Source organism: Stagnihabitans lacustris (assembly GCF_025950525.1).
Classification (GTDB): domain Bacteria; phylum Pseudomonadota; class Alphaproteobacteria; order Rhodobacterales; family Rhodobacteraceae; genus Stagnihabitans.
Map to the genome: position 1 here is coordinate 256487 of NZ_JAPDGS010000002.1, position 21493 is coordinate 277979.

Genomic DNA, 21493 nt, shown 5'->3' on the forward strand with positions numbered 1-21493 from the left:
GTTGCCTGCGGTGTGCCGCAGAGGTGATGCCGCATCAGAGCTCCTGGACTTCGTTCGGGTCCGCACCCCCTTTTTCAAGAGGAAAGCGCCCGCCGGAGATGCTGCCTGCTTTGTCTTGTCGCTTCCCCCTGGGGCGCCCGGTCGAAGTGGGTCGGGCCTGGGCCAAAAGGAATCGGTCCGACGGGATTTCTCCCCGGACCGGGGGCGGATACCGCGTGGGGGGGGCCGGGTCAAGGGAATAAGGGGATCTAGCGCAGGGCGCGGCCCTTGAGTATCGCCTCATGGCCGAATTTCGCGCGGATCGCATCGGCGGCGCGCTCGACCTTGGCGCGCTTGTCCGCGTCGGGGTCCAGAAGGTCATGGCTCAGGTCGCAAGCGGCCTCGGGGGCCAGGTCGGAAATCCCCACGCCGATCAGCCGAAACGGACCCTTGGGCGCCTGGGCGAAGAGGTCGGCTGCGGCGCGATAGATGCGGTCGGTCAGCTGAGTCGGATCGGTCAGGGAATGGCGCCGCGTCACGGTCTGAAAGTCCGACTTCTTCAGTTTCAGCGTCACGGTCCGGCCGCCCAAAGCCTTGGCCTTGGCGCGGTCGGCCACCTGTTCGGACAGCCGCCAGATATGGCCGTCCAACAGGTCGGGGTCCGAGGTATCCTCGAAAAAAGTGGTCTCCTTCGAGATCGACTTCAGCTTTTCGTCCCGCTCGACCCGCCGGTGATCCTCGCCGCGGGCCAGGTGGAACAGCCGCTCTCCCATCTGGCCAAAGCGCGCGGAAAGGTCGCCGCGGTCCCAGCGCCGCAGGTCGGTCAGGGTGCGGATGCCGGCCTGTTCCAGCGCGGCCTGGGTGGCGGTGCCGACGCCCCACAGGATCTTGGTCGGCTTGTCCTTCAGGAAAGCGTCGGTATCGCCGCGCCCGATCACCGAAAACCCCCGCGGCTTGTCCAGATCACTGGCGATCTTGGCCAGGAATTTGTTGTGCGACAGGCCGACCGACCCGGTCAGGCCCAATTCGACCTCCATCCGCCGCGTCAGGCCGGCCAGCAGCACCGCAGGCGGGGCGCCGTGCAGACGCTCGGTCCCGGTCAGGTCAAGAAAGGCCTCGTCCAGGGACAGCGGCTGGATGGCGGGGGTCAGCGCCTCCATCATGGCACGGATGGCGCGAGAGGCCTCGGTATAGGCGGCGAAACGCGGTTTGACGACGACGGCTTCGGGGCACAGCTTCAGCGCCTGAAACATCGGCATGGCGGACCGCACGCCCTTGATCCGCGCCAGGTAACAGCAGGTCGACACCACCCCGCGATGCCCGCCGCCGACGATGACCGGCTGATCACGCAGGGCCGGATTGTCGCGCTTTTCGACCGATGCGTAAAAGGCGTCGCAATCCATATGGGCGATGGTCAGGGCGGTCAGTTCGGAATGGGCCACAAGCCGCGGCGACCGGCAGGCGGGGCAGCGGGCTCCGGCCGGGAAAAGGGTCAGGCAATCGCGGCAGAGGCTGGGCATGGCGGCAGAATATCACGTCGCGCCCCAAGGGGGAAGCAGAGGGCAAGCCGTTGATTTCCTTGGTCGTTAGGGATGAGTGCGAATGGCACCCCCTTGCCCGTCCCCGGCCCTTGACGACCCAAGACAATCCGTGAAGGATGCGCAGGTCCAAAAATGGCGTGCGGCAGGTAGGGGATTCTTCGTGAAAATCGGACTTTTGTGGGAAAGCAAAGATACGGGTCTTTACTCGAATGACGATTTCGACACGCTATATCGCAAGATCGGCCACAACAACGGCAACCTGGCCTTTGTCCATGCGGTCAAGTCGCAGATCGACGCAGATTTCAATTACTATCCCTGGCATGTCAAACCGCAAATCGTGAATGACAATGTCGATGTCGTCGTCATTCCCTGCGCCAACCAATTGGGCAAGCACACCGATTTGGGCGGGCTGGCCAAGAACCTGGCTCAGGTGAACAAGCCGATCATTGCCATCGGACTTGGCGCCCAGGCCAAGGAGTTCGACTCGGATGTCGAGCTGACCGAGGGCACCCGCGCCTGGCTGGACGTCTTGATCGCCAACGGAAAACGTTTTGGTATCCAGAACATCTACACCCGCGGGCCCTATACCTCCGAGCAGATCTTCAAGCTGACCGGCGAAGAAACCGTGGCCAATGGCTGCCCCTCGCATTTCATCAATCCGCGTCCCGATCTGGGCCGCCGGATTCAGGCGAATTGGGAATCGAAGGAATTGCCGCAGCGCATCGCGGTCGCCGGGGGCCACGAGGCCTGGCGTGAAACCCGCGAGATCGAACAGCAATTGATCGGCCTGATGATGGACCCGCTTTTCCCCGGGATGTATATCGTCCAGTCGATGGGCAACATGATCAAGATCTCGCGCGGGTTGTTTGACGCGATGGAGCCCGAGGATCTGGAAAAGATCCGCAAGCACACCGTGCCGCATTACACGCTGGATCAGTTCAAGGACTGGTGCCACACCTATGCGCGGTCCTATTATGACGTCCCCGCCTGGATGGATGACCTGCGCCGTCACGACCTTTTGATCGGCCCGCGCTTTCACGGCGCCCAGCTGGCGATCCAGGCCGAGCGGATGGCCTGCACCGTCACCATCGACACGCGGACCGAGGAAATGTGCCGCGAAACCGGCGTGCCCTTCCTGCGCGCCGCCGAGCTGAAACAGCCGCTGACCCGGTCCAAGCTGCGCAGCCTGATCCAGTTCGACGGCGCCGCCTATGACGCGCATCGCGCGGGCAAATGCGCGCGCTACGTCCGCTTCCTCTTCGAAGCCGGGCTGAAGCCGGCCGATTACCTGTTGGCCATCGCCAAGGGTCCCGAAGCGGCCTGACCAAAGTCACCTGACGGGGGCGGCGCATCGCCCCTGTCATGCGGTTGCACCAAGGCGCCGATGGGTGCAGGATGGCTCCAAACTTTGATGGAGGTATTCATGACTGGCGGACAAATCGTCTTTCTTGCGCTTGCCGCGCTGATCGTCATTGCGCTGTTCAAGGCCGTGCGGATCGTGCCGCAAAGCCAGAAATTCGTGGTCGAACGGTTCGGCCGTTTGCACGCCGTCCTGGGCGCCGGGATCAACTTTACCGTGCCGTTTCTGGATGTCGTGGCGCATCGGGTCTCGATCCTGGAACGCCAGTTGCCCACCGCGCATCAGGACGCGATCACCACGGATAACGTGTTGCTTAAGGTGGAAACTTCGGTGTTTTACCGCGTGACAGAGCCGGAAAAGACCGTCTACCGGATCAAGGATGTCGATGCGGCGATTGCCACGACCGTGGCCGGGATCGTGCGGTCGGAAATCGGCAAGATGGAGCTGGACGCGGTGCAATCCAACCGCAACGCCCTGACCGCCAACATTCGCGAACACGTCAAGGCGATGGTCGACGAATGGGGTATCGAGGTGACGCGGGCCGAGATCCTGGACGTCGCTCTGGACGACGCCACCCGCCACGCCATGCTGCAGCAGCTGAACGCCGAACGCGCGCGCCGGGCGCAAGTCACCGAGGCCGAGGGCAAGAAGCGCTCCGTCGAGCTGAACGCCGACGCGGAATTGTATGCCGCCGAACAAAGCGCCAAGGCCCGCCGCGTGCTGGCCGACGCCGAGGCCTATGCGACGGGCGTCATCGCGGGTGCGATCAAGGACAACGGCATCGAGGCCGCGCAATACCAGGTCGCATTGAAGCAGGTCGAGGCGCTGACCGCTGTGGGGCAGGGTGCAGGCAAACAGGTGGTGATCGTGCCGGCCGCCGCGCTTGACGCCTTTGCGAATGCGTTCGGGATGCTCAAGGGGCGGTGATCCTTGCAAACCTCTATCTTGGTTCCTCGCGCCTCCTGTCCTCGGACGAGGTCATCGCCCGATTTGACATCGACTTCGCAGGCCGCGCCTTCCGGTCCGCCTTCGAGCGGCCGCTCGACGATCAAGTCGCGCCGGATGAGGTCGATGGCAAAGACGGGGACTTTCGGTCAGTCTTTCAGAAAACCTTCGCTGGTGGCCGCATCGAGCCAGGGGATTTCGAAGTCTATGGCCGCGAGGATTTTCCGGGGCTTGCCTTCGACGCGGCGCTGTTCTTGCGGCTTTTGCCATTCACGCCTGATCCCCGGCTTGTCGCGCAGATCGACTTCACGGCGGCCCGTTCGGTGTTCTATGTGAAAACCCAAGGCCTGATGCGGACCGAGGACGAAGGGATCACGCTCTTCGGCCCCATGCGGATCGGGAAGTTCGTCTACGAATAAGGCCCCTGGGTGGGCGGCCCTTGCAAGCCCGGGGGGAAGGGGCCATCTTTGGGAAAAGGGAGACCGTCATGGAGCTGTGGACCATCTGGTGGGTTTGGGTCGTCGCAGGCCTCGCGCTGGCGATCCTGGAGGTCGTTGTGCCGGGCTTCGTCTTTCTGGGTTTTGCGCTGGGGGCCGTCGTCACCGGGCTCTTGATCCTCGTGGGGCTGGCGCCCGCCAATGTCGCGGCTCTGGCGCTGGTTTGGGCGGTGGTCTCTTTGGCCGCCTGGATCGGGCTGCGCCGGTCGGTCGGCGTGACCAAGGGCCAGGTCAAGGTCTGGACCGAGGATATCAACGACCGATAGGATCGAAACACGTGGGGGTTAACCATCCGGAAACCCCGTGTTCCTAGGGTGTTCCTGTGATTCCCGGAGGTCCGCATGATCAGGCTTTATGAAAATCCCGGCTGGGGGTCTGCCATCGTCGAGCTGCAATTGGCGCTGTATGATCTGCCGCATGATCTGGTGCGGGCGGGGAACATCCATCAGGACCCGGTGGCGCGGGCGGCCTTGGGGCGGGTCAACCCCTTGATTCAGGTGCCGACTTTGGTCTTGCCGGATGGCGAGGTCATGACGGAAAGCGCGGCCATCACCCTGGTCCTGGCCGATCTTGCGAAATCCGACCTTCTGGTGCCCAAGGCGCGCACCAAACACCGCGCCAGCTTTTACCGCTGGCTGATCTTTCTGGTGGCCTCGATCTATCCGTCTTTTGTCTATTCCGACACGCCCGAACGTTTTGTGAAGGGCAATGGCGGCGAGGCCTATCAGGTCAATGTCATCGAACACCGCAAGGCGATGTGGAAGGTGATGGAGGCAGAGGCGGCGCGGCGCGGCGGCCCCTGGTTCCTGGGCGATCAGCTGACGGCGATCGACATTTTCCTGGCCTGCATGGTCCATTGGCGCCCCAAGGAAGAGTGGTTTCAGGCCGAAACCCCGCATCTGTGGCGCGCCGCCGAAGAGGCGGCCAAGCTTCCCGCCCTGCGCGCCGCCTATCACCGGAACTTCGGATGAGCGCGCGGCTGGCCCTCGTGACGTCGGAAAGCACCGATTTCCACGGGGCCAAGCTGGCCTTGATCTGTGGCGACGCGCTGTTGACCTATCTGCGCGACGACCTGCCGGGCCTGCCCTGGGCCGCGCATTGGGACCTGCCCGGCGGCGGCCGAGAGGGGCAGGAAAGCCCTCAGGCCTGCGTCCTGCGCGAGTTGGAAGAGGAATTCGGCCTGCGCTTCGATCCTGCCCGACTGGAGCATGGCTGGTCGCTGCCCTCGATGTCAGAGGTCGGGCGCCGCGGCTGGTTCTTTTTGGGCCGCATCACCGAGGCAGAGGTGGAGGCAATCCGCTTTGGCGACGAGGGGCAGTTCTGGAAGATGATGGCTGTGGCGGATTTCCTGGCCCATCCCCGGGGCATCCCGCCGCTGCAAGACCGCCTGGCCATGGCCCTGCGCGAAAGCGGCTGGCCGCTGACCAGGGGGATCAATAGCTGATCGTGCCGTTGGTCATTTCCAGCTTGAGCGGGGCCTTGGAATAGGTGGGGTCCCAGGTGGTATTCGTGGCTGCACAACCGGCTTTGGGGGAGGCTGCGATTTCCTCTTCGGATTTATAGCGCTTGAAAAGGTCGGTTTGCACATGGATCGGCGACGGACCCAGCCAAAAGCCGATGCTGGCGGTGCCGCGCCGCTCGATCGTGCGGGTCGTGGCGGTGGCCTTCAGGAAGAGGACAAAGCCGCAGATTGCCAGTTTGCCGCCCATCTCGCGCGGGGCGGCATAGACCTGAACTTCGCCCCCGGTCGAAAGCGTATAGCCGATCCCCACGAAGTCGCTGGTGATCTCGGTGGTTGGAGCCTCGGCGCGGGCCGGGGCGGCCAGCAAGGGGGCAAGAACGACGAGGGACAAAATGATTGTGCGCATGAAAGCCTCCTGAATGGGCAGAGCTTAGCCAGCGGCTGGCGCGCTCGCAAGGGCGGAGGGGGCTCCCCCTGGAACTGCTGATGGCACGGGGGAAGGGTCTGACAAGGTTGGGATTTTGGCGGATGTCTGGACCCTGGGACCTGCGCGGCACCGGGTTCCGGTTGGCGGGACTTTGCTGCGACGGAAGACAGGCTACCCCGGGGCGCGGCCCAGGCCTGCCAAAGACCCAATCCAGCGGGGTGCTGTTCTAGCTGGCCCCAGCCCGTCGCACCCCAGCCCGTTGCACCCCAGCCCGTCGCGCTCCAGCCCGTCACGCCGAACAAACCCGCTTGCGTCAGGACCTTGCCACCCGCATCCCGGCGCGGACAATGCCCCAGGCTGCCAGATACCGCCTCGGCCTCCAGACGGGGGGATGTTCCGAAGCGGTCCGCTCTCTCCCCTCCACCAGGGTTTTCGGATGGCAAGCCGAGATCGGACCGCAGGGGCCACCCCCGGCCAGTCCCATGGCAAGCCGCCTTGCAGGGGGCTTGCCCCGCGAAAGGGCGGCCTGGCCCATGGGGCGCAAGCCTAGGCAAAGCCCCATAGGCGCCAACCTCCGCGGGGTCGCGGCCCCTCGGTCGGCCTCAGCGGTTCGGCTGCAAAGCCTGCGGAGAGGCCAGCTCTGCCAGGATCGCGCGCGCCGCCGCCGCGGGGTCGGGAGAGGCCCAGATCGGCCGCCCTACCACGATGTGATCCGCCCCCGCCGCAATCGCCGCGGCCGGCGTCGCGATGCGCTTTTGATCCCCGCTTGCCGCCCCGGCCGGGCGCACCCCCGGCGTCACGATCAGCTTGCCCGTGGCCTGGGGCAGGGCCCGGATCGCGGCCGCCTCTTGTGGCGAGGCGATAACGCCATCCGCCCCGGCCTCCAGCGCGCGGGCGGCGCGTTCCAGCGTGATCTGGCCCAGGTCGCCGGGCTTGATCAAGTTCGCATCCAGATCCGCCCGGTCCAAAGAGGTCAGCACCGTCACCGCCAGGATCTTCAGCCCCGAGCCCGCCCGCCCCTCGGCCGCCGCCCGCACCACCTGCGGATCGCCATGCACGGTCAGGAAATCCAGGTCATACTGCGCAATCCCGCGCACCGCCTTTTCCACCGTGGCGCCGATGTCAAAGAACTTCATGTCCAAAAACACCCGCTTGCCGCGTTCGTGCTTCAGCTCGTTGGCCAGGGCCAGCCCGCCGCCGGTCAGCATCCCCAGCCCGATCTTCCAGAAGTTGACCGTGTCGCCCAGCCGGTCGGCCAAAGCCAGCCCTTGCACCACGTTATCGACATCGCAAGCCAGGATCAGTCGGTCGTCCATGAGGTCCTCCGGGGTTTTCCGGGGGATGGACAAGCCCCCGCCCCCTGTCAAGCCCTCTCGCCCTTTCAACGCCCGCCCTGGCAGGCCCTGCCTTGTCAAGCACAGGCCCCTTGCATAGGGTCCGGCCATGGGACTTTCATTCGACATCGGCGGATCGCGCATCAGGGCCGCGCGCGGCGGGCAGGCCTTGGGAGAGGTCACGACCCCCGCAGAGGTTGGGGCCTTTGTCGCGGCCATCGCGGGGTTTCTGACCCCACAGGACCGCGCGCTGGCCATATCAATTGCCGGTGTGGTCGATCCGGGGACCCAGGCGATCAAGGTGGCCAATATCCCCTGCATCGACGGGCGCAGGCTTGCGCCGGACCTGGCTGCGGCGCTGGGGCGCCGGGTCCTAGTGCTGAACGATGCCGATTGCTTTGTCCTGGCCGAAGTGGCGCAGGGGGCGGCGCGGGGGCATCGCAATGTCTTTGGCATCATTCTGGGCTCTGGCGTTGGCGGAGGCCTGGTGATCGACGGCCGCCTTGTGCAGGGCGCGGGCGGTTTTGCCGGCGAATGGGGCCATGGGCCGGTGATCCGCGCGCCGGCGCTGGCCTGCGGCTGCGGCCAGACCGGCTGTCTGGACACGGTGGGCAGCGCCCGGGGGCTGGAGCGGTTGCACGAACATCTGACCGGCGAGATCATCGGCTCGGTCGAGGTCATAAGGCGCTGGCGGGGCGGGCGGCCGATGCCGGCGGTGAACCTGTGGCTGGACTTGGTGGCGGGGCAATTGGCCATGGTTGTCAATGTGGTGGGCGCCTCGGTCGTGCCGGTGGGGGGTGGCCTGTCCAATGACCGGGCGCTGATTGCGGCGCTGGATCGGGCGGTCCGGGCGCGGATCTTGCGACGCCTGGACCAGCCGCTTGTCGTGGTGGCCGAGGCGGGGCCGGATGCGGGGCTGATCGGCGCCGCCTATGCAGGAGAGGTGGAATTTGGCGCTGCTTGAGGTCTGCGTGGATGATGCCCTGGGCCTGATCGAGGCCTTGGCGGGGGGGGCTGACCGGGTCGAGCTGTGTTCCGCCCTGGGGCTGGGGGGGCTGACGCCCTCGCCCGGGTTGATGCGGATGGCGGTGGATTGCGGCGTGCCCTGCTATCCGATCATCCGCCCGCGGTCGGGGGATTTCTGCTTTGGCCCGGACGAGCTGGCGGCGATCTGCGATGACATCCGCGCCGCCCGTGATTGCGGGTTGCCCGGCGTGGTGCTGGGGGCCTCGCGGCCCGATTTCAGCCTGGACCTGCTGGCACTGGAGGAAATGACCGCCGCCGCCGCCGGCATGGACCTGTCGCTTCACCGCTGCATCGACCTGTGTCCCGATGTCGCCGAGGCGGTCGAGGACGCCATCGGCCTTGGCTTCAGCCGCATCCTGACCTCGGGCGGGGCGCGCACCGCTGCCGAGGGGCTGGAACGCCTGTCGCAGATGATCGAGGTCGCGGCGGGGCGGATTTCCATCATGCCGGGCTCGGGTGTTTCGGTTCAGACCTGGCCGCTGCTGGCCGGGCTTGGCGTGACCGAGGTCCATGCGTCTTGCGCCAGCCCCCTGGCCCAGGACCCGCGGCTGGCCTATTTCGGCTATCAGACCGGCCATGAAAAGCGCACCGACCGGGCGAAAGTGGCGGCGCTGAAGGCGCTGATCGCTTGACCGACGCAAGGCGGCGTGGTTCTTCAACCCATGGCGGCGCGCAAACCGAAACCCAAGGCCGATGAGGCCCCACAGCTTGTATTGGACCCGCCCCGGCCGCTGTGGCGCTGGGCGCTGCGGCTTGTGGGGCGGGCGGTGCTGGGGGTGGCGGCCTTTTACCTTTTCCTGATCGTGCTGTTTTCCTTCGTGCCGCCGCCGCGCAACATCTATCAGTGGCAAGAGGCCATCCGCCTGGGCGGGATCGAGCGCGACTGGGTCGCCTTCGATCAGATCGCCCCCGAAATGGCCCGGTCGGTCGTCGCCGCCGAGGATGCCAATTTCTGCCTGCATTGGGGCTTTGACATCCAGCAAATCCGCGCGGCCATCGCGGACGGCCAAAAACGCGGCGCCAGCACGATTTCCCAACAGGTGGTCAAGAACGTCTTCCTTTGGCAGGGGCGCAGCTATACCCGCAAGGCGATGGAGGCGATCTTGACCCCGGTGGTCGAACTCGTCTGGTCCAAGCAACGCATCCTGGAAGTCTATCTGAACAATGCCGAAATGGCGGAGGGCGTCTTTGGCGTCGGCGCCGCCGCGCGCGAGCTTTTCGACACCGACGCCGCCAGCCTGACGCCGAAACAGGCGGCAAGGCTGGCCGCCGTCCTACCCAACCCCAAGGAATACAACGCCGCCGACCCGGGGAAATATGTCCGGGGCCGCGCGGCGCAGATCATGTCCGGCGCCGAGACAATTGCCGCGGACGGGCGGGCGGCCTGTTTCGAAACGGTCGATTGATGCCGCGCTGGTGGTGGACGTGGCTGATCCGTCTGTGCATTGGTGCGCTGGGGGCTTCGGTCTTTCTGTTGGTGGCCGTGAGCAGCGTCCTCAGCTATGGCCTTTTCTGGCCGGTCTGGCTCGCCTTGGCCAATCTCTGGTGGCTCTGGCTGCTTGGCGCCCCTTGGGTCTTTTTGTCCCGTCGCGGGCGGCCTTGGGCGGGCGCGGCCCTAACGCTTGGCGCGCTGGGGGGCCTCTGGCTCTGGACCTGGGCCGAAGTCGTCGCGGCCCGGCGGCTGGTCCTGCCGCCCCCCGTCGAAGCCGGGATCGCCCCGCTTGATATCCCGCATTCCGTGGGGATCGAGGTCGCGGAGCGGTGGGAGGGCGAATGTCCGAGCCTTTGCCTGCAGCTTCTGGCCGGGCCGGACGTGGCCTGGCTGCGCGGCCACCAAGATGGCCTGATCTGGCGCCGCGCGCCGGATGCGGACTGCAAGGCGCTCGACCCCGACCGGGCAGAGGCGCCCTGCATACTTGCGCTGCGTGACGATCGGCGGCTGCCGGACCTCTGGCTGGAGGAGCATGCTCTTGCGCCCAAGGCGCTTTTTGCCGCGCAACTGGTCCGGGGCAGCATCCGCAGCCTCGATGACCGGAAGGGGCACCGCCTTCAGGACCAGTTTTACGCCCATGGCGAGTTCCTCGCCCCCATCCTGAGGCCCGATCAGCCCTGGGGTTTCGCCATCGCCGACCGCCTGGTCTTCACCGGGGACGACACGCCCGAAACGCTTCTGTCCCGCGCGGGCATCCGTCTGGGCCCCGAACCCGCCGTGGATGCGAGCCTTGTCCTGTCGCTGCGGGAAATCTTCGGCGGGCAGGCCTGGCCCCGGGGCGCATACTGGATGGCTTCTCGCTTCGTCTCACACCAGGAGACCGAGCTTTGGAACATGCGCCATAAGCCGGCCGATTGGGCCCTTCTGGAATGGCTCGACAGGACGTCGGCGTTTTCTAACCTGGTCGCCGGGATGAAGCGGAGCCATCCGCAACTCTTCGCGCCCTGACTTGCCCCGCGCCCCCCCGGCGGCTATGAACGACTGAAGCCCCGAGGACCCCATGATCCGCCTGTACCATTTCCCGCTCTCGCCCTTTTGCCGCAAGGTCCGTCTGACGCTCGCCGAAAAGCGGATGGAGGTCGAATTGGTCGAAGAGCGCTATTGGGAGCAGGCGCCGGAATTCCTGCGGCGCAACCCGGCGGGCAAGGTCCCGGTGCTGAAGATCGACGCGCGGCTGATGTCGGAAAGCCAGGCGATCTGTGAGTATCTGGAAGAGGCCAATCCCGCGCCGCAACTGATGCCCAAAGACCCCGAGGCCCGCTATGAGGTCCGCCGCATCTGCGCCTGGTTCGACGACAAGTTTCACGAGGAAGTCACCTCGAAGCTTTTGTATGAGCGGGTGCATAAAAAGGTCATGGGCCTGGGCTATCCCGACAGCAAGAACGTCAAGTTCGGCGCCGGGCGGATCAAGTATCACATCGACTACATGGGCTGGCTGCTGGAGACGCGGCGGTGGCTGGCCGGCGATGTCATGACCTTGGCCGATTTCGCGGCAGCGGCGCATCTGTCGTCGCTGGATTACATCTCGGATGTCGACTGGAACCGCAATGCGGCGGTGAAGGACTGGTATGCCAAGATCAAGTCCCGGCCCTCGTTCCGGACTTTGCTGGCCGATCAGATCCCCGGCTTCCCGCAGCCCGCCCATTACGCGGATCTGGATTTTTAAGAGTGGCGCGCTAAAGCCCACCCTACCCCGCGCCCGTCGGGGGTTTCACGCAGCCTCATAGCGCACATAGGCGAAGGCCGACCCATCCGGCGCCCAGCAGGGGACGTTGATACTGCCTTGGCCGCCGGTGAACTCCATCAGGCGGCGGCGATTTCCGCCATCGGGGTCGCACAGGCACAGCGCGACCGGAAGCATGGCCGGATGACCCAGCGTGCCGGGCGGATAGGCCAGATACAGCAGGTGGCGCCCGTCCGGCGAGGGATGGGGGAACCAGTTCACCTGATCATCGGCGAAAAGCTGGCGCTGGTTGCTGCCATCCGCCGCCATGACCCAGATCTGCGCATGGCCACCGCGGTCGCAGTTGTAATAGATCGAGCAACCGTCCGGTGCATAATCGGGGCCGTCGCAATGGCCCTCTCCCTGGGTCAGGCGGGTTTCCGCACCGCCCTCGACCGGGATCGTATAGACGTCGATGACCCGGCTGCCCCGGGCCGCGACATAGGCCAGCCGCTGGCCATCGGGCGACCAGCCATGCCACCACGAGGGCGCTTGCGGCGAGACCAGCCGCGCCGGGCCGCCCTCGGCCGGCATCACGAAGATCTCGGAGCCCATGCCAAGGTGGTTGGAAAACACGATCCAGCGCCCATCCGGCGAGATGCCGTGGTCGTTGTTCAGCTTGGTGTAACCGGTCTCGACCTCGACCAGCCGGGGCGCGTCCAGGGGCACGCGGAACAGGTGGCCATCGCCGTTGACCAGCAGGTGATCCCCCGAAGGCGCCCAGTTCGGCGCCTCGATCACGCCGTCATGGGTCAGGACCAGGCGCGTTTTGCCGGTCGTCAGGTCGTGGATTTCCAGAAAGCTTTGCATCGCGGTCCCCCTGCGGCCTTGATGGCGCGCCGCCCCCCGAAATGCAAGCGGCGCGCTCCTTGCGGAGCGCGCCTGAGGCGGTTGGTGCGCAGCACCAGAGCCGAGGTATCGGCGCGCGCGCAGCGCCCTTTACGGTTTGCGCTTCGGCGGAACGAAACGCTTGGAGGTGTCAGCCGCATCCGCCCGCGGTTTGGCCGCATAGGGCTTGGCGCCAAAGGTCTTGCCAGCGGGCTTGAAGCCCTCGGTGCGCGGCTTGAAACCTTCGGGCTTCGGGCCCGACTTGAACCCGGTCGAACGCGGCTTGTCGCCGTCTTCACGGGGCCGATAGGGGGCGCGAGCCTCGCCATCACGGGGCGCGTGGGTCTTGAAGCCCGTCGCGCGGCCTTCGCCAGCCGGACCGCCATGGCTGCGGAAGCCTTCCGACTTGGGCTTGAACCCTTCGGTGCGGGGCTTGAAGCCCTCGGTCCGGGCCTTGTAGCCCTCGGAATTGGCCGAACGCGGCTTATACCCTTCGGACCGCGGCGCACCCTCAGTGCGGGGCTTGTAACCCTCGGACCGCGGCTTGTATTCGCCTTCAGCGCGGGGCTTGTAGCCTTCCGAGCGCGGTTTGTATTCCCCCTCGGTCCGGGGCGCATAGGCCTTCTTCTCGTAGGGCTTCTTCTCATAGGGCTTGCGCGGGGCGCTGTCGTTCAGCGTCGGCGTGTCATGCGGCGTCCAGGCGGCGCCTTCGGCCCCTTCCTCGACGATGCGCGAGGGCTTGGGCTTGTAGGCGGGCTTGTCAGCGCGCGGTTCATAGGTCTTGGCGGGACGCTCTTCGCGCGGCGTATAGGCCGGACGCTCTTTGGCGACGCGTTCGCCGTAAACCGGACGCTCGCCATAGGCTTTTTCCGGACGCGGAGCGCGTGCCGTGCGGGCCGGGGCCCGGTTTTCCAGGTCGGGTTCGCCCTCGACGCGGGTCATGGTCAGGTCGCGGTCAAGTTCCGTCGTGGCGGCAAAGCGCGAGGCAAAGGCCTCGGCGATCTGCACGAAGGTGCGGGTCGTCTGCACGCGGATCGCGCCGATGCCGTCCTTGGCGATGCCACCGGCGTCGCAGATCTTGGGCAACAACCAACGCGCTTCGGCGCGCTGTTCGTGGCCGGCGTTCAGCTCGAACCAGACCGAGGGGCCGAACTCGCCACGTTCCCGCGGCGGCAGGGCTGCGGGCGGGGGCAGGCTGTCCGACAGGACTTCCGGAGCGGAACGCCCGGCGCGCCACAGGCGGATGAAGGCCGCGGCCACGCGGTCGGGGCCGAAGTTCTCCAACAGCTTGGCGGCGAAATCCGCCTCTTCGCCCACTTCGGCCTTCAGGGCTTCGTGGTCCAACATGCGCTCGTCGTCACGGGCCTGAACCTCGTCAGCGGACGGGGCCTTGTCCCATTCGGCGACGACCTTGGCGCCTTGCAGCAGGCGTTGGGCCTTTTTGTATTCGGCAGGCGTCACGACCAGGGCCGAGATGCCCTTTTGGCCGGCGCGGCCGGTGCGGCCCGACCGGTGCAACAGGGTCTCGGACGAGCCCGGCAGGTCGGCATGGATCACCAGTTCCAGACCGGGCAAGTCGATGCCACGGGCGGCGACGTCGGTGGCGATACAGACACGCGCCCGGCCATCGCGCAGGGCTTGCAGCGCGTGGGTCCGTTCGGTCTGCGACAGTTCGCCCGACAAAGCGACGGCTTGAAAACCACGCTCGGTCATGCGGCCGAACAGGTGGTTCACATTGGCGCGGGTCTTGCAGAAGACGATCGAGGTGCGGGCTTCATGGAAGCGCAGCAGGTTGAAGATCGCATTTTCGCGGTCACGGTTCTGCACCGAGAAGCCGATATAGGCGATGTCGGCGTGCTGCGAACGTTCCGATTTCACGGCGATGCGCAGGGCGTCTTTTTGATAGGTGCGGGCCAGGGCCTCGATTTCCCGCGGCACGGTGGCCGAGAACATCAGCGTCCGGCGCTCTTCGGGGCAGGAGGACAGGATCAGCTTCAGATCCTCTTCAAAGCCCATGTCCAGCATCTCGTCGGCTTCGTCCAGGACGACAGCGGCGATGCGCTCCAGCTTCAGCGAGCCACGCTCGATATGGTCGCGCAGACGGCCGGGGGTGCCGACGACGATATGGGCGCCACGGTCCAGCATCCGCTTTTCCGTGCGGTAATCCATGCCGCCGACGCAGGTTGCGACCTTGGCTTGCGCCGCGCCATACAGCCATTCGAACTCACGGGCGACTTGCAGCGCCAGTTCGCGGGTCGGCGCAATGATCAGCGCCGAGGGGAAGTCGGCGAACAAGAGCTCGTTCGCGCCCTGCAGGGTTTCCGGCGCAATGGCCAGGCCGAAGGCCACGGTCTTGCCCGACCCGGTCTGAGCCGAGACCAAAAGGTCGCGGCCTGCAACACCCTCTTCCAGGATGGCCGATTGAACAGGCGTCAGGGACTCATAGCCCTTCGCCGCCAGCGCCTGCGCCAAGGGCGCGGCAATGCTTGCGTTTTCCATATTTTTTCCCAAAGGGGGCACTTTGGCCCCATGATGTCCAGCGTTCCGGCCCATCATTCTGCTGCGTGTATCCTCCGACACGCATTAGACCCTTTGGCCGAAGTCTCGCCCTCTACAGCGGATTTGTGATTCTGTATAGCCCAAAATGCAGATTAAATGCTGCGATGCGGCGACCTTTACCGTTAACAGGTTTGTGCCTATCTTGGCGCAAAAGGAGATCATGATGGCAGAGCTTCATCTTGTGTTTGGCGGCGAACTGGTGTCGCCGGAAAAGAATGTCTTCAAGGATGTCAGCGCGCTGCATCTGGTCGGGATCTTTCCCGATTACGAAAGCGCCTATCTGGCCTGGAAGGCCGAGGCGCAGCGCACCGTGGACAATGCCCATATGCGTTACTTCATCGCCAACCTGCACCGCCTGCGCGAAGAGGGCAAAAAGGGCTCGGCCACTGAAGCCATGATCGCCTGACTTGGGCCTGTCGCTGGGATGGAAGTCGGTCGGGCTGACGCTGTATAACCTCGGCGCCCGGCCCGAGGGGGTGCAAAACGCCCCACCGCCCCGTCCGGGCGGAAGCGTCGTCTGGTGCCATGCCCCCGGCGAGGCGCTGGCGCCGATGCTGGAACTGGCGCGCCGCCTGATCGACGAGGACGGCGTGACCGTCCTTGTGACCTGCGACGGCCAGCCCGCGACCGCGGCCTTGGTGCAGCCCGCCCCGCTGGACTTTCCGCGCGATGTGGCGGCCTTTCTGGACCACTGGCGCCCCGATGTCGCGGTGATGGGCGGCGGAGAGCTGCGGCCCGCCCTGATCCACGAGGCGGCCGCGCGCAGGATCAAGCTCTTGATGGTCGAGGCGCGCGCGCCCTGGATCGGCCGTCAGGGGTTTTTCCCGGGTCTGGTCAAGGCCTCGCTGGGGGCCTTTGCCCGGGTGCTTGCGGTCGATGAGGCCGCGGCGCGGGCCCTGCGCAAGGCGGGGGTCGAAGGCGACCGGCTGATGGTGACGGGCCGGATGGAGGAACCCTCGGCAGCGCTTCCCCATGTCGAACGCGACCGCGCCGCGCTGGCGCAAAGTTTCGCCACGCGGCCGGTTTGGCTGGCCGCCGATATCGCCGTCGCCGAAGAGGCCGCCGTGATCACCGCCCACCGCGAGGCCCTCAGGCTGGCGCATCGGCTGCTGTTGATCCTGGTGCCGCGCAATCCGGACCGCGCCGATGCCCTGGCGCAAGCGATGGAGGCCGAGGGTTGGCGCGTCGCCTGCCGCGCCCATGATCAGGACCCCGACGGCGAAACCGAGGCCTATATCGTGTCGGATGCCGAATATGGCCTGTGGTATCGCCTGGCGCCGGTGACGTTTCTGGGCGGCAGTCTGGAGGGGGACGGCTGCAGGCGCAACCCGATGGAGACGGCGGCGATGGGCTCTGCCATCCTGTGCGGGCCGAAACCGGGGGCCTGGGGCACTGCCTTTGGCCGGCTGGCGGCGGCAAGGGCGGCGCGGATGGTCGGGTCGGGGGCGGATTTGGCGCAGGCGCTGGGGGATCTTCTCTCACCGGACCGCGCGGCACGGCAGGCCCAGGCTGCCTGGGGCATCGCCTCGGAGGGGGCCGAAGTGACAGAGCGCGTCATGGGCCTGGTCCGCAACGTTCTGGACGGAGAGGCGCTGTGAGGGCGCCGGGCTTCTGGCAGGTCGGAGGGTGGCAGGCGGTGGTGCTGGCGCCTTTGGGCTGGGTCTATGCCCGGTCGACGGCGCGGCGGGTGGCGCGGCAGGGCTGGAAGGCGCCGGTGCCGGTGATCTGCGTGGGCAACCTGAACGCCGGTGGCGTGGGGAAAACGCCGACCGTGGTGGCCCTGGTCGAGCGGCTTTTGTCCCGGGGGCGCAGGGTTGCCGTGATCTCGCGCGGGTATGGCGGGTCTTTGACGGGGCCGGTGCGGGTGGGGGGCCACCGCGCGGATCAGGTCGGGGATGAGCCCTTGCTGATTTCGGCCTTCTGTCCGGTCTATGTCGGCGCCGACCGCGCCGCCACGGCGCAGATGGCGGCCGCAGAGGGCGCCGAGGTCATCGTGATGGATGACGGGTTCCAGAACCCTTTGGTGGTCAAGGATTTCTCGATCGTCGTGGTGGATGCGGCGCTGGGTTGGGGCAATGGCCGCTGCATCCCGGCGGGGCCGCTGCGCGAACCTGTGCCGGTGGGGCTGGCCCGTGCCGATCTGGTGCTGGCGATTGGCGCCGGAGAGGTGGCGACCTCGGTGCCCCTGGTGCGCGGCCGGGTAGAGCCGCTGCCGATGGGGATGCCCTGGACGGGCGCCCGGGTCATCGCCTTTGCCGGCATCGGCAATCCGGGCAAGTTCTTTGCCACCCTGCGGGCCGAGGGCGCCGATATCCTGCGCGAAGTGGCCTTGGACGATCACCAACCCCTGACCGAGGCGCTGATGAAACGGCTGGAGCTGGAGGCCATGGCCCGCGGCGCGCAGCTGGTGACGACCGAAAAGGACGCGGTCCGCCTGCCGCCCTCGTTTCGCGGGCAGGTCATGACCCTGGTCGTGCGGCTGAAGATCGAGGACTGGGCGCAAATCGACGCAGGGTTCGACCGGCTGGGGCTTTGACCTGGTCCCAAGCGTAGGGTGCGCTTTAGCGCACCATCGGGGGCGGTGCGCTGAAGCGCACCCTACGCTTTGGGGGTGCGGGGTCTTTCCCCCCGGCAGCGGTCTGAGCAATATTTGACCTCGTCCCAGACCTTTTCCCAGGCCTTGCGCCAGGTGAAGGGCCGCCCGCAGGTCGCGCAAACCTTGGTCGGCAAATCGGATTTCTTGCGCATCTTCACAGGTCGAAACTCAGCTGGCCCGCGGCTTGCGGCGCACGGCGCCCCAGTGCCTTTGCCGGCACCCGGTCATTCACGAAACGCCGATCCGCGCGCGAGGCGTGGCGTTCGATGATCTCGACGATCTCGGCGCGGTTGGCGGTCTTGCGCAGGCCAAAGATCGCCTCCTTGGCCGCCCGGGCGGCGCTGGCGACATCCACCAGAGGCTCGGGATAGCGGCGCCCCAGAAGCCGGCCCGCCCCCTCCCACCGCCAGGGTTCCTGCAGATGGACCAGCGGCACGTCAGCCAGTTCGGGCAGCCAGCGCCGGGTGAAGGCGCCGGTCGGGTCCTGTTCCTGGCCTTGTTTCACCGGGTTGTAGATCCGCGGCGTGTTGATCCCCGTCGTCCCCGATTGCATCTGGACCTGAGGCCAATGGATGCCGGGTTCGTAATCGGTGAACATCCGCGCCAGGGGCGCCCCGGTCGCCCGCCAATCCAGCCACAGGTGATACGAGGCGACCGATACGACCATGGCCCGCATCCGGAAGTTCAGCCAGCCCGTCGCCCGCAGATAGCGCATACAGGCATCCAGGAAGGGCAGGCCGGTTTGGCCCTGGGTCCAGGCGTCAAGGCGGGTGGCATCCGTGGTGCGGGCCAGTGTCTCTGCCGCGCGGTGCAGGCAGCGGGTCTCGATGCTGGGCTGATCCTCCAGCTTTTGAATGAAGTGATCGCGCCAGGCCAGGCGGGAGTGAAACGAGGACAGCGCCCCGGGCCAGGGCACCAGCAACTGATCCGCCTGACGCAGGGTCGTGGCCTGTGTGACCTCACGCGAGGACAGCGTGCCCCAGGCAAGATGGGGCGACAGGCGGGAACAGGCGCGCTCGGCCGTGACGGGAGAGGACATGGCGGTCCGGTAAGGCGCGCCGCGGGTGGTCAGGAAAGAGGTCAGCAGCAAAAGCCCCGCCTCGCGGCCACCGGTCTGGCGATGGGGGCAGGGGTCGGGCCGCAGACCCAGGCCGCGGGCGGTGGGGATCGGCCCGGGCTCGATGGACGGGCCGTGCAGCGCGGGCGGCGGCAGGGGCTCGGCTTGGGCGAAGGCGTCACGCTGGCGGGACCAGGCATTGCGCGACTTCAGCCGCCGAATGACGCCCTGCCCGGGCAGTTCCGTCCAGACGATGCCCTGATCCCGCGCCCAGGCCGCGACACGCCGGTCGCGGGCAAAGGTCCAAAGGTTGCCGGTTTCCTCGTGTGAAATCAGGTGGCTGACCCTGTGCGAGCGGGCCAGCCGCGCCAGAACATCGACCGCCTCGCCCTGACGGACCACCAAAGGCGCCCCCAGACCGGCAAGGGTCTGGCGCAGTTCGGTCAGGCTTTCGGCGATGAACTCCCATTGCCGGGCCGAGGCATCGGGCTGCGCCCAAAGCTCGGGTTCCGCGATATACAGCGGGATGACCGGGCCTTCAGACGCCAGGGTCAGGGCCGGATGGTCATGGGCGCGCAGGTCGCGTTTGAACCAGAGGATCGCGGTCATCAGGGCTTTGTTCTTTTTTCGTTCCCTTTTGATGTAGCAGGATTTTGGCCGGGGGAAAGGGGGAAAGGGCAGATCCCGGGCTGCGCTGGGGAAAGAGAGCCCCCTTGGGTCGCCCGGCGCTCTGCCTCAGCCGCGTAGCCCGGGGCATGCCCCGGGGCTCATGCGCCCCAGGCGTCGATTTCCGCCAGCGCCTCTTCGGCGGTTTCGACATAGCGGAACAGGTCCAGGTCCTCGGCCGCGATGGTGCCGGCATCGGCCAGCGCCTGCCAGTTGATCACCCCCTCCCAGAAGGCGCGACCGAACAGCAGGAAAGGCACGGGCTTCATCCGCTTGGTCTGGATCAGGGTCAGGGCCTCGAACATCTCGTCCAGGGTGCCGAACCCGCCGGGAAAGACGCAAATCGCGGCGGCGCGCATCAGGAAATGCATCTTGCGGATGGCGAAGTAGTGGAAGTTGAACGACAATTCCGGCGTCACGAAAGGGTTCGGCGCCTGTTCATGCGGCAAAACAATGTTCAGCCCGACCGACCGCCCCCCGGCCTCATCGGCGCCGCGGTTGCCCGCCTCCATCACGCCGGGGCCGCCTCCGGTGCAGATCACCCAATGGCCGCCGCCCAGGTCCAGGCTGCGCTGCGTCATGGCGAAGGCGAATTTGCGCGCCTCGTCGTAATAGGGCGTCAGGGCGGCCAGGCCCGGGGTGCGCGCCGTGGTCGCAAACTCGGGCGCGGGGATGCGCGCGCCGCCAAACAGCACCGTGGTCGACAGCACTCCCGCCTCGTCCAGCATGACCTGAGCCTTCAGCAATTCCAGCTGCAGCCGCACCGGGCGCAGATCCTCACGCGTCAGGAATTCGGGATCGGCGAAGGCCAGCTTGTAGGCCGGAGAGCGGGTCTGCGGCGTGTCGGGGATGCGGCGCGTGGTGGCGACATCCTGGACAGAGTCGCGGAACGGATGGGGGCGGGTCGTGTCGGACATGAGGCTTTCCTTGCGGCTTTGGCCCAGCATAGGCGGCGAAAGGTTTCAGAAACGCAACCCTCGGTCGGCAATCCGGCATTGATCGGCGGTCAAGGGGCCGTTACACCGCGTGAAACTTTGGAGGTCAACCATGTCGCATACCGCACTCGAATCCGCCATCGAAGCTGCCTGGGAGGCCCGCGAGACGCTGACCCCCGCCACCAAGGGCGAGACCCGCGACGCAATCGAAGCGACGCTGGAGGCCTTGGACAAGGGCGCGCTGCGGGTGGCCGAAAAGCGCGGCAACGACTGGCACGTGAACCAATGGGCGAAAAAGGCGGTGCTGCTGTCGTTCCGCCTGACCGACATGCACGAGATTTCGGGGTCGAACGGCGGGTCGAACTGGTGGGACAAGGTGCCGTCCAAGTGGCAGGGCTGGACCGAGGCGGACTGGAAAGCGGCGGGCTTTCGCGCCGTGCCGGGGTCGATCGTGCGCCGCAGCGCCTATATCGCCAAGGGGGTCGTCCTGATGCCCTCTTTCGTCAACCTGGGCGCCTTTGTCGATGAGGGGTCCATGGTGGACGGCTGGGCCACGGTCGGGTCCTGCGCGCAGATCGGCAAAAACGTGCATCTGTCGGGCGGCGTCGGCATCGGCGGCGTGCTGGAGCCGATGCAGGCGGGCCCGACGATCATCGAGGACAACTGCTTTATCGGCGCGCGGTCCGAGGTCGTCGAAGGCTGCATCATCCGCGAAGGCTCGGTTCTGGGGATGGGCGTCTTCATCGGCAAATCGACCAAGATCGTCGACCGCGAAACCGGCGCCGTCATGTATGGCGAGGTCCCCGCGGGGTCGGTCGTCGTGGCGGGGTCGATGCCGTCGAAGGGCGGGATCAACCTCTATTGCGCGGTGATCGTCAAGCGGGTGGATGCGCAGACGCGGTCCAAGACCTCGATCAATGAGTTGTTGCGCGACTGAAGGGTCGCGCGGGGCGTTTTGCGCGACTTTGGGCCCGACCGGCTTCGGCCCAAGGTCTGAAACATCACTGGCCCTCGGTCCCTGACCGGGGGCCTTTTTCTGCGGCAAATTGGGGTCATGACCGCGTAA

23 protein-coding genes are annotated in these 21493 nt (G+C 66.5%); 15 read left to right on the forward strand and 8 right to left on the reverse strand.

What is annotated here, in order from left to right:
• Positions 1 to 248 precede the first annotated feature (248 nt).
• A complete protein-coding gene (locus NX862_RS05825) occupies positions 249 to 1499 on the reverse strand; it encodes a DNA polymerase IV (protein WP_264492941.1) in 1251 nt (416 codons plus the stop codon).
• A 181-nt stretch (positions 1500 to 1680) separates the two neighbouring features.
• Here NX862_RS05825 and NX862_RS05830 point away from each other — a divergent pair, with 181 nt between their 5' ends.
• From NX862_RS05830 to NX862_RS05855, 6 genes are all read left to right on the forward strand, one after another.
• Positions 1681 to 2844 carry a polysaccharide pyruvyl transferase family protein gene (locus NX862_RS05830; protein ID WP_264492942.1) on the forward strand — a complete coding sequence of 388 codons (1164 nt, stop codon included), beginning with the start codon at positions 1681 to 1683 and terminating at the stop codon, positions 2842 to 2844.
• A 99-nt stretch (positions 2845 to 2943) separates the two neighbouring features.
• The gene (locus NX862_RS05835; RefSeq protein ID WP_264492943.1) at positions 2944 to 3807 is read left to right on the forward strand and encodes an SPFH domain-containing protein; all 864 of its coding nucleotides are present in this window, start codon (positions 2944 to 2946) and stop codon (positions 3805 to 3807) included.
• Positions 3804 to 4244 carry a hypothetical protein gene (locus NX862_RS05840; RefSeq protein ID WP_264492944.1) on the forward strand — a complete coding sequence of 147 codons (441 nt, stop codon included), beginning with the start codon at positions 3804 to 3806 and terminating at the stop codon, positions 4242 to 4244. The genes NX862_RS05835 and NX862_RS05840 overlap by 4 nt, the downstream gene beginning before the upstream one ends.
• 68 nt (positions 4245 to 4312) lie before the next feature.
• A complete protein-coding gene (locus NX862_RS05845; protein WP_264492945.1) occupies positions 4313 to 4588 on the forward strand; it encodes an NfeD family protein in 276 nt (91 codons plus the stop codon).
• Positions 4589 to 4663: 75 nt separating this feature from the next.
• The gene (locus NX862_RS05850) at positions 4664 to 5293 is read left to right on the forward strand and encodes a glutathione S-transferase family protein (protein ID WP_264492946.1); all 630 of its coding nucleotides are present in this window, start codon (positions 4664 to 4666) and stop codon (positions 5291 to 5293) included.
• On the forward strand, positions 5290 to 5766 hold the full coding sequence (locus tag NX862_RS05855; protein WP_264492947.1) for an NUDIX hydrolase: 477 nt from the start codon (positions 5290 to 5292) through the stop codon (positions 5764 to 5766). Before NX862_RS05850 ends, NX862_RS05855 begins: the two co-directional genes overlap by 4 nt.
• Here NX862_RS05855 and NX862_RS05860 read toward each other — a convergent pair.
• On the reverse strand, positions 5756 to 6190 hold the full coding sequence (locus NX862_RS05860; protein ID WP_264492948.1) for a hypothetical protein: 435 nt from the start codon (positions 6188 to 6190) through the stop codon (positions 5756 to 5758). The two genes, NX862_RS05855 and NX862_RS05860, sit on opposite strands and share 11 nt — an antisense overlap.
• A 623-nt stretch (positions 6191 to 6813) precedes the next feature.
• Positions 6814 to 7527 carry an orotidine-5'-phosphate decarboxylase gene (pyrF, locus tag NX862_RS05865; protein ID WP_264492949.1) on the reverse strand — a complete coding sequence of 238 codons (714 nt, stop codon included), beginning with the start codon at positions 7525 to 7527 and terminating at the stop codon, positions 6814 to 6816.
• A 127-nt stretch (positions 7528 to 7654) separates the two neighbouring features.
• On the opposite strand from pyrF, the gene NX862_RS05870 reads away from it, so the two are divergent.
• From NX862_RS05870 to fzlA, 5 genes are read left to right on the forward strand one after another with little or no spacing between them, the layout of a single operon-like run.
• The gene (locus tag NX862_RS05870; protein WP_264492950.1) at positions 7655 to 8509 is read left to right on the forward strand and encodes an ROK family protein; all 855 of its coding nucleotides are present in this window, start codon (positions 7655 to 7657) and stop codon (positions 8507 to 8509) included.
• 7 nt (positions 8510 to 8516) lie between these two features.
• Entirely contained in the window at positions 8517 to 9203 is a 687-nt protein-coding gene (locus NX862_RS05875; RefSeq protein ID WP_264492951.1) for a copper homeostasis protein CutC, read from the forward strand.
• A 30-nt stretch (positions 9204 to 9233) separates the two neighbouring features.
• Positions 9234 to 9977, forward strand: coding sequence for a monofunctional biosynthetic peptidoglycan transglycosylase (mtgA, locus tag NX862_RS05880; RefSeq protein WP_264492952.1), 744 nt, complete (start codon positions 9234 to 9236; stop codon positions 9975 to 9977).
• A complete protein-coding gene (locus NX862_RS05885) occupies positions 9977 to 11011 on the forward strand; it encodes a hypothetical protein (protein ID WP_264492953.1) in 1035 nt (344 codons plus the stop codon). Before mtgA ends, NX862_RS05885 begins: the two co-directional genes overlap by 1 nt.
• 52 nt (positions 11012 to 11063) lie before the next feature.
• Positions 11064 to 11729 (forward strand): FtsZ-binding protein FzlA, encoded by a 666-nt coding sequence (fzlA, locus tag NX862_RS05890; RefSeq protein ID WP_264492954.1) that lies wholly within the window; start codon positions 11064 to 11066, stop codon positions 11727 to 11729.
• A gap of 45 nt (positions 11730 to 11774) precedes the next feature.
• Here fzlA and NX862_RS05895 read toward each other — a convergent pair whose 3' ends face one another.
• Both NX862_RS05895 and NX862_RS05900 read right to left on the reverse strand, forming a co-directional pair.
• Entirely contained in the window at positions 11775 to 12596 is an 822-nt protein-coding gene (locus NX862_RS05895) for a TolB family protein (RefSeq protein WP_264492955.1), read from the reverse strand.
• A 129-nt stretch (positions 12597 to 12725) separates the two neighbouring features.
• Complete coding sequence (locus NX862_RS05900) at positions 12726 to 15113, reverse strand: DEAD/DEAH box helicase (protein ID WP_264492956.1); 2388 nt, start codon at positions 15111 to 15113, stop codon at positions 12726 to 12728.
• Positions 15114 to 15333: 220 nt separating this feature from the next.
• Between NX862_RS05900 and NX862_RS05905 the strand changes: the two genes are divergently transcribed.
• The 3 genes from NX862_RS05905 to lpxK are packed head-to-tail and all read left to right on the forward strand — an operon-like array spanning position 15334 to position 17709.
• On the forward strand, positions 15334 to 15579 hold the full coding sequence (locus NX862_RS05905) for a DUF4170 domain-containing protein (protein WP_264492957.1): 246 nt from the start codon (positions 15334 to 15336) through the stop codon (positions 15577 to 15579).
• A 1-nt stretch (position 15580) separates the two neighbouring features.
• Complete coding sequence (locus tag NX862_RS05910; RefSeq protein ID WP_264492958.1) at positions 15581 to 16771, forward strand: 3-deoxy-D-manno-octulosonic acid transferase; 1191 nt, start codon at positions 15581 to 15583, stop codon at positions 16769 to 16771.
• Positions 16768 to 17709, forward strand: coding sequence for a tetraacyldisaccharide 4'-kinase (lpxK, locus tag NX862_RS05915; protein ID WP_264492959.1), 942 nt, complete (start codon positions 16768 to 16770; stop codon positions 17707 to 17709). The genes NX862_RS05910 and lpxK overlap by 4 nt, the downstream gene beginning before the upstream one ends.
• Positions 17710 to 17771: 62 nt before the next feature.
• Here the strand turns inward: lpxK and NX862_RS05920 are convergent, their stop codons facing one another.
• The 3 genes from NX862_RS05920 to NX862_RS05930 all read right to left on the reverse strand — a co-directional run bounded on the left by NX862_RS05920 (position 17772) and on the right by NX862_RS05930 (position 20409).
• Positions 17772 to 17921, reverse strand: a complete 150-nt coding sequence (locus NX862_RS05920; RefSeq protein WP_264492960.1) for a DUF2256 domain-containing protein — start codon at positions 17919 to 17921, stop codon at positions 17772 to 17774.
• A gap of 2 nt (positions 17922 to 17923) precedes the next feature.
• Entirely contained in the window at positions 17924 to 19435 is a 1512-nt protein-coding gene (locus NX862_RS05925; RefSeq protein ID WP_264492961.1) for an FAD-binding domain-containing protein, read from the reverse strand.
• A gap of 158 nt (positions 19436 to 19593) precedes the next feature.
• On the reverse strand, positions 19594 to 20409 hold the full coding sequence (locus NX862_RS05930; protein WP_264492962.1) for an LOG family protein: 816 nt from the start codon (positions 20407 to 20409) through the stop codon (positions 19594 to 19596).
• 130 nt (positions 20410 to 20539) lie between these two features.
• On the opposite strand from NX862_RS05930, the gene dapD reads away from it, so the two are divergent.
• Entirely contained in the window at positions 20540 to 21364 is an 825-nt protein-coding gene (dapD, locus tag NX862_RS05935; protein ID WP_264492963.1) for a 2,3,4,5-tetrahydropyridine-2,6-dicarboxylate N-succinyltransferase, read from the forward strand.
• Positions 21365 to 21493: the final 129 nt, after the last annotated feature.

Coding starts and splice junctions, on each gene's coding strand:
- NX862_RS05825 (WP_264492941.1), bottom strand. CDS start 1,499: ATGCCCAGCCTCTGCCGCGATTGCCTGACCCTTTTCCCGGCCGGAGCC.
- NX862_RS05835 (WP_264492943.1), top strand. CDS start 2,944: ATGACTGGCGGACAAATCGTCTTTCTTGCGCTTGCCGCGCTGATCGTC.
- NX862_RS05845 (WP_264492945.1), top strand. CDS start 4,313: ATGGAGCTGTGGACCATCTGGTGGGTTTGGGTCGTCGCAGGCCTCGCG.
- NX862_RS05850 (WP_264492946.1), top strand. CDS start 4,664: ATGATCAGGCTTTATGAAAATCCCGGCTGGGGGTCTGCCATCGTCGAG.
- NX862_RS05855 (WP_264492947.1), top strand. CDS start 5,290: ATGAGCGCGCGGCTGGCCCTCGTGACGTCGGAAAGCACCGATTTCCAC.
- NX862_RS05860 (WP_264492948.1), bottom strand. CDS start 6,190: ATGCGCACAATCATTTTGTCCCTCGTCGTTCTTGCCCCCTTGCTGGCC.
- pyrF (WP_264492949.1), bottom strand. CDS start 7,527: ATGGACGACCGACTGATCCTGGCTTGCGATGTCGATAACGTGGTGCAA.
- NX862_RS05870 (WP_264492950.1), top strand. CDS start 7,655: ATGGGACTTTCATTCGACATCGGCGGATCGCGCATCAGGGCCGCGCGC.
- mtgA (WP_264492952.1), top strand. CDS start 9,234: ATGGCGGCGCGCAAACCGAAACCCAAGGCCGATGAGGCCCCACAGCTT.
- NX862_RS05885 (WP_264492953.1), top strand. CDS start 9,977: ATGCCGCGCTGGTGGTGGACGTGGCTGATCCGTCTGTGCATTGGTGCG.
- fzlA (WP_264492954.1), top strand. CDS start 11,064: ATGATCCGCCTGTACCATTTCCCGCTCTCGCCCTTTTGCCGCAAGGTC.
- NX862_RS05895 (WP_264492955.1), bottom strand. CDS start 12,596: ATGCAAAGCTTTCTGGAAATCCACGACCTGACGACCGGCAAAACGCGC.
- NX862_RS05900 (WP_264492956.1), bottom strand. CDS start 15,113: ATGGAAAACGCAAGCATTGCCGCGCCCTTGGCGCAGGCGCTGGCGGCG.
- NX862_RS05905 (WP_264492957.1), top strand. CDS start 15,334: ATGATGGCAGAGCTTCATCTTGTGTTTGGCGGCGAACTGGTGTCGCCG.
- NX862_RS05920 (WP_264492960.1), bottom strand. CDS start 17,921: ATGCGCAAGAAATCCGATTTGCCGACCAAGGTTTGCGCGACCTGCGGG.
- NX862_RS05925 (WP_264492961.1), bottom strand. CDS start 19,435: ATGACCGCGATCCTCTGGTTCAAACGCGACCTGCGCGCCCATGACCAT.
- NX862_RS05930 (WP_264492962.1), bottom strand. CDS start 20,409: ATGTCCGACACGACCCGCCCCCATCCGTTCCGCGACTCTGTCCAGGAT.
- dapD (WP_264492963.1), top strand. CDS start 20,540: ATGTCGCATACCGCACTCGAATCCGCCATCGAAGCTGCCTGGGAGGCC.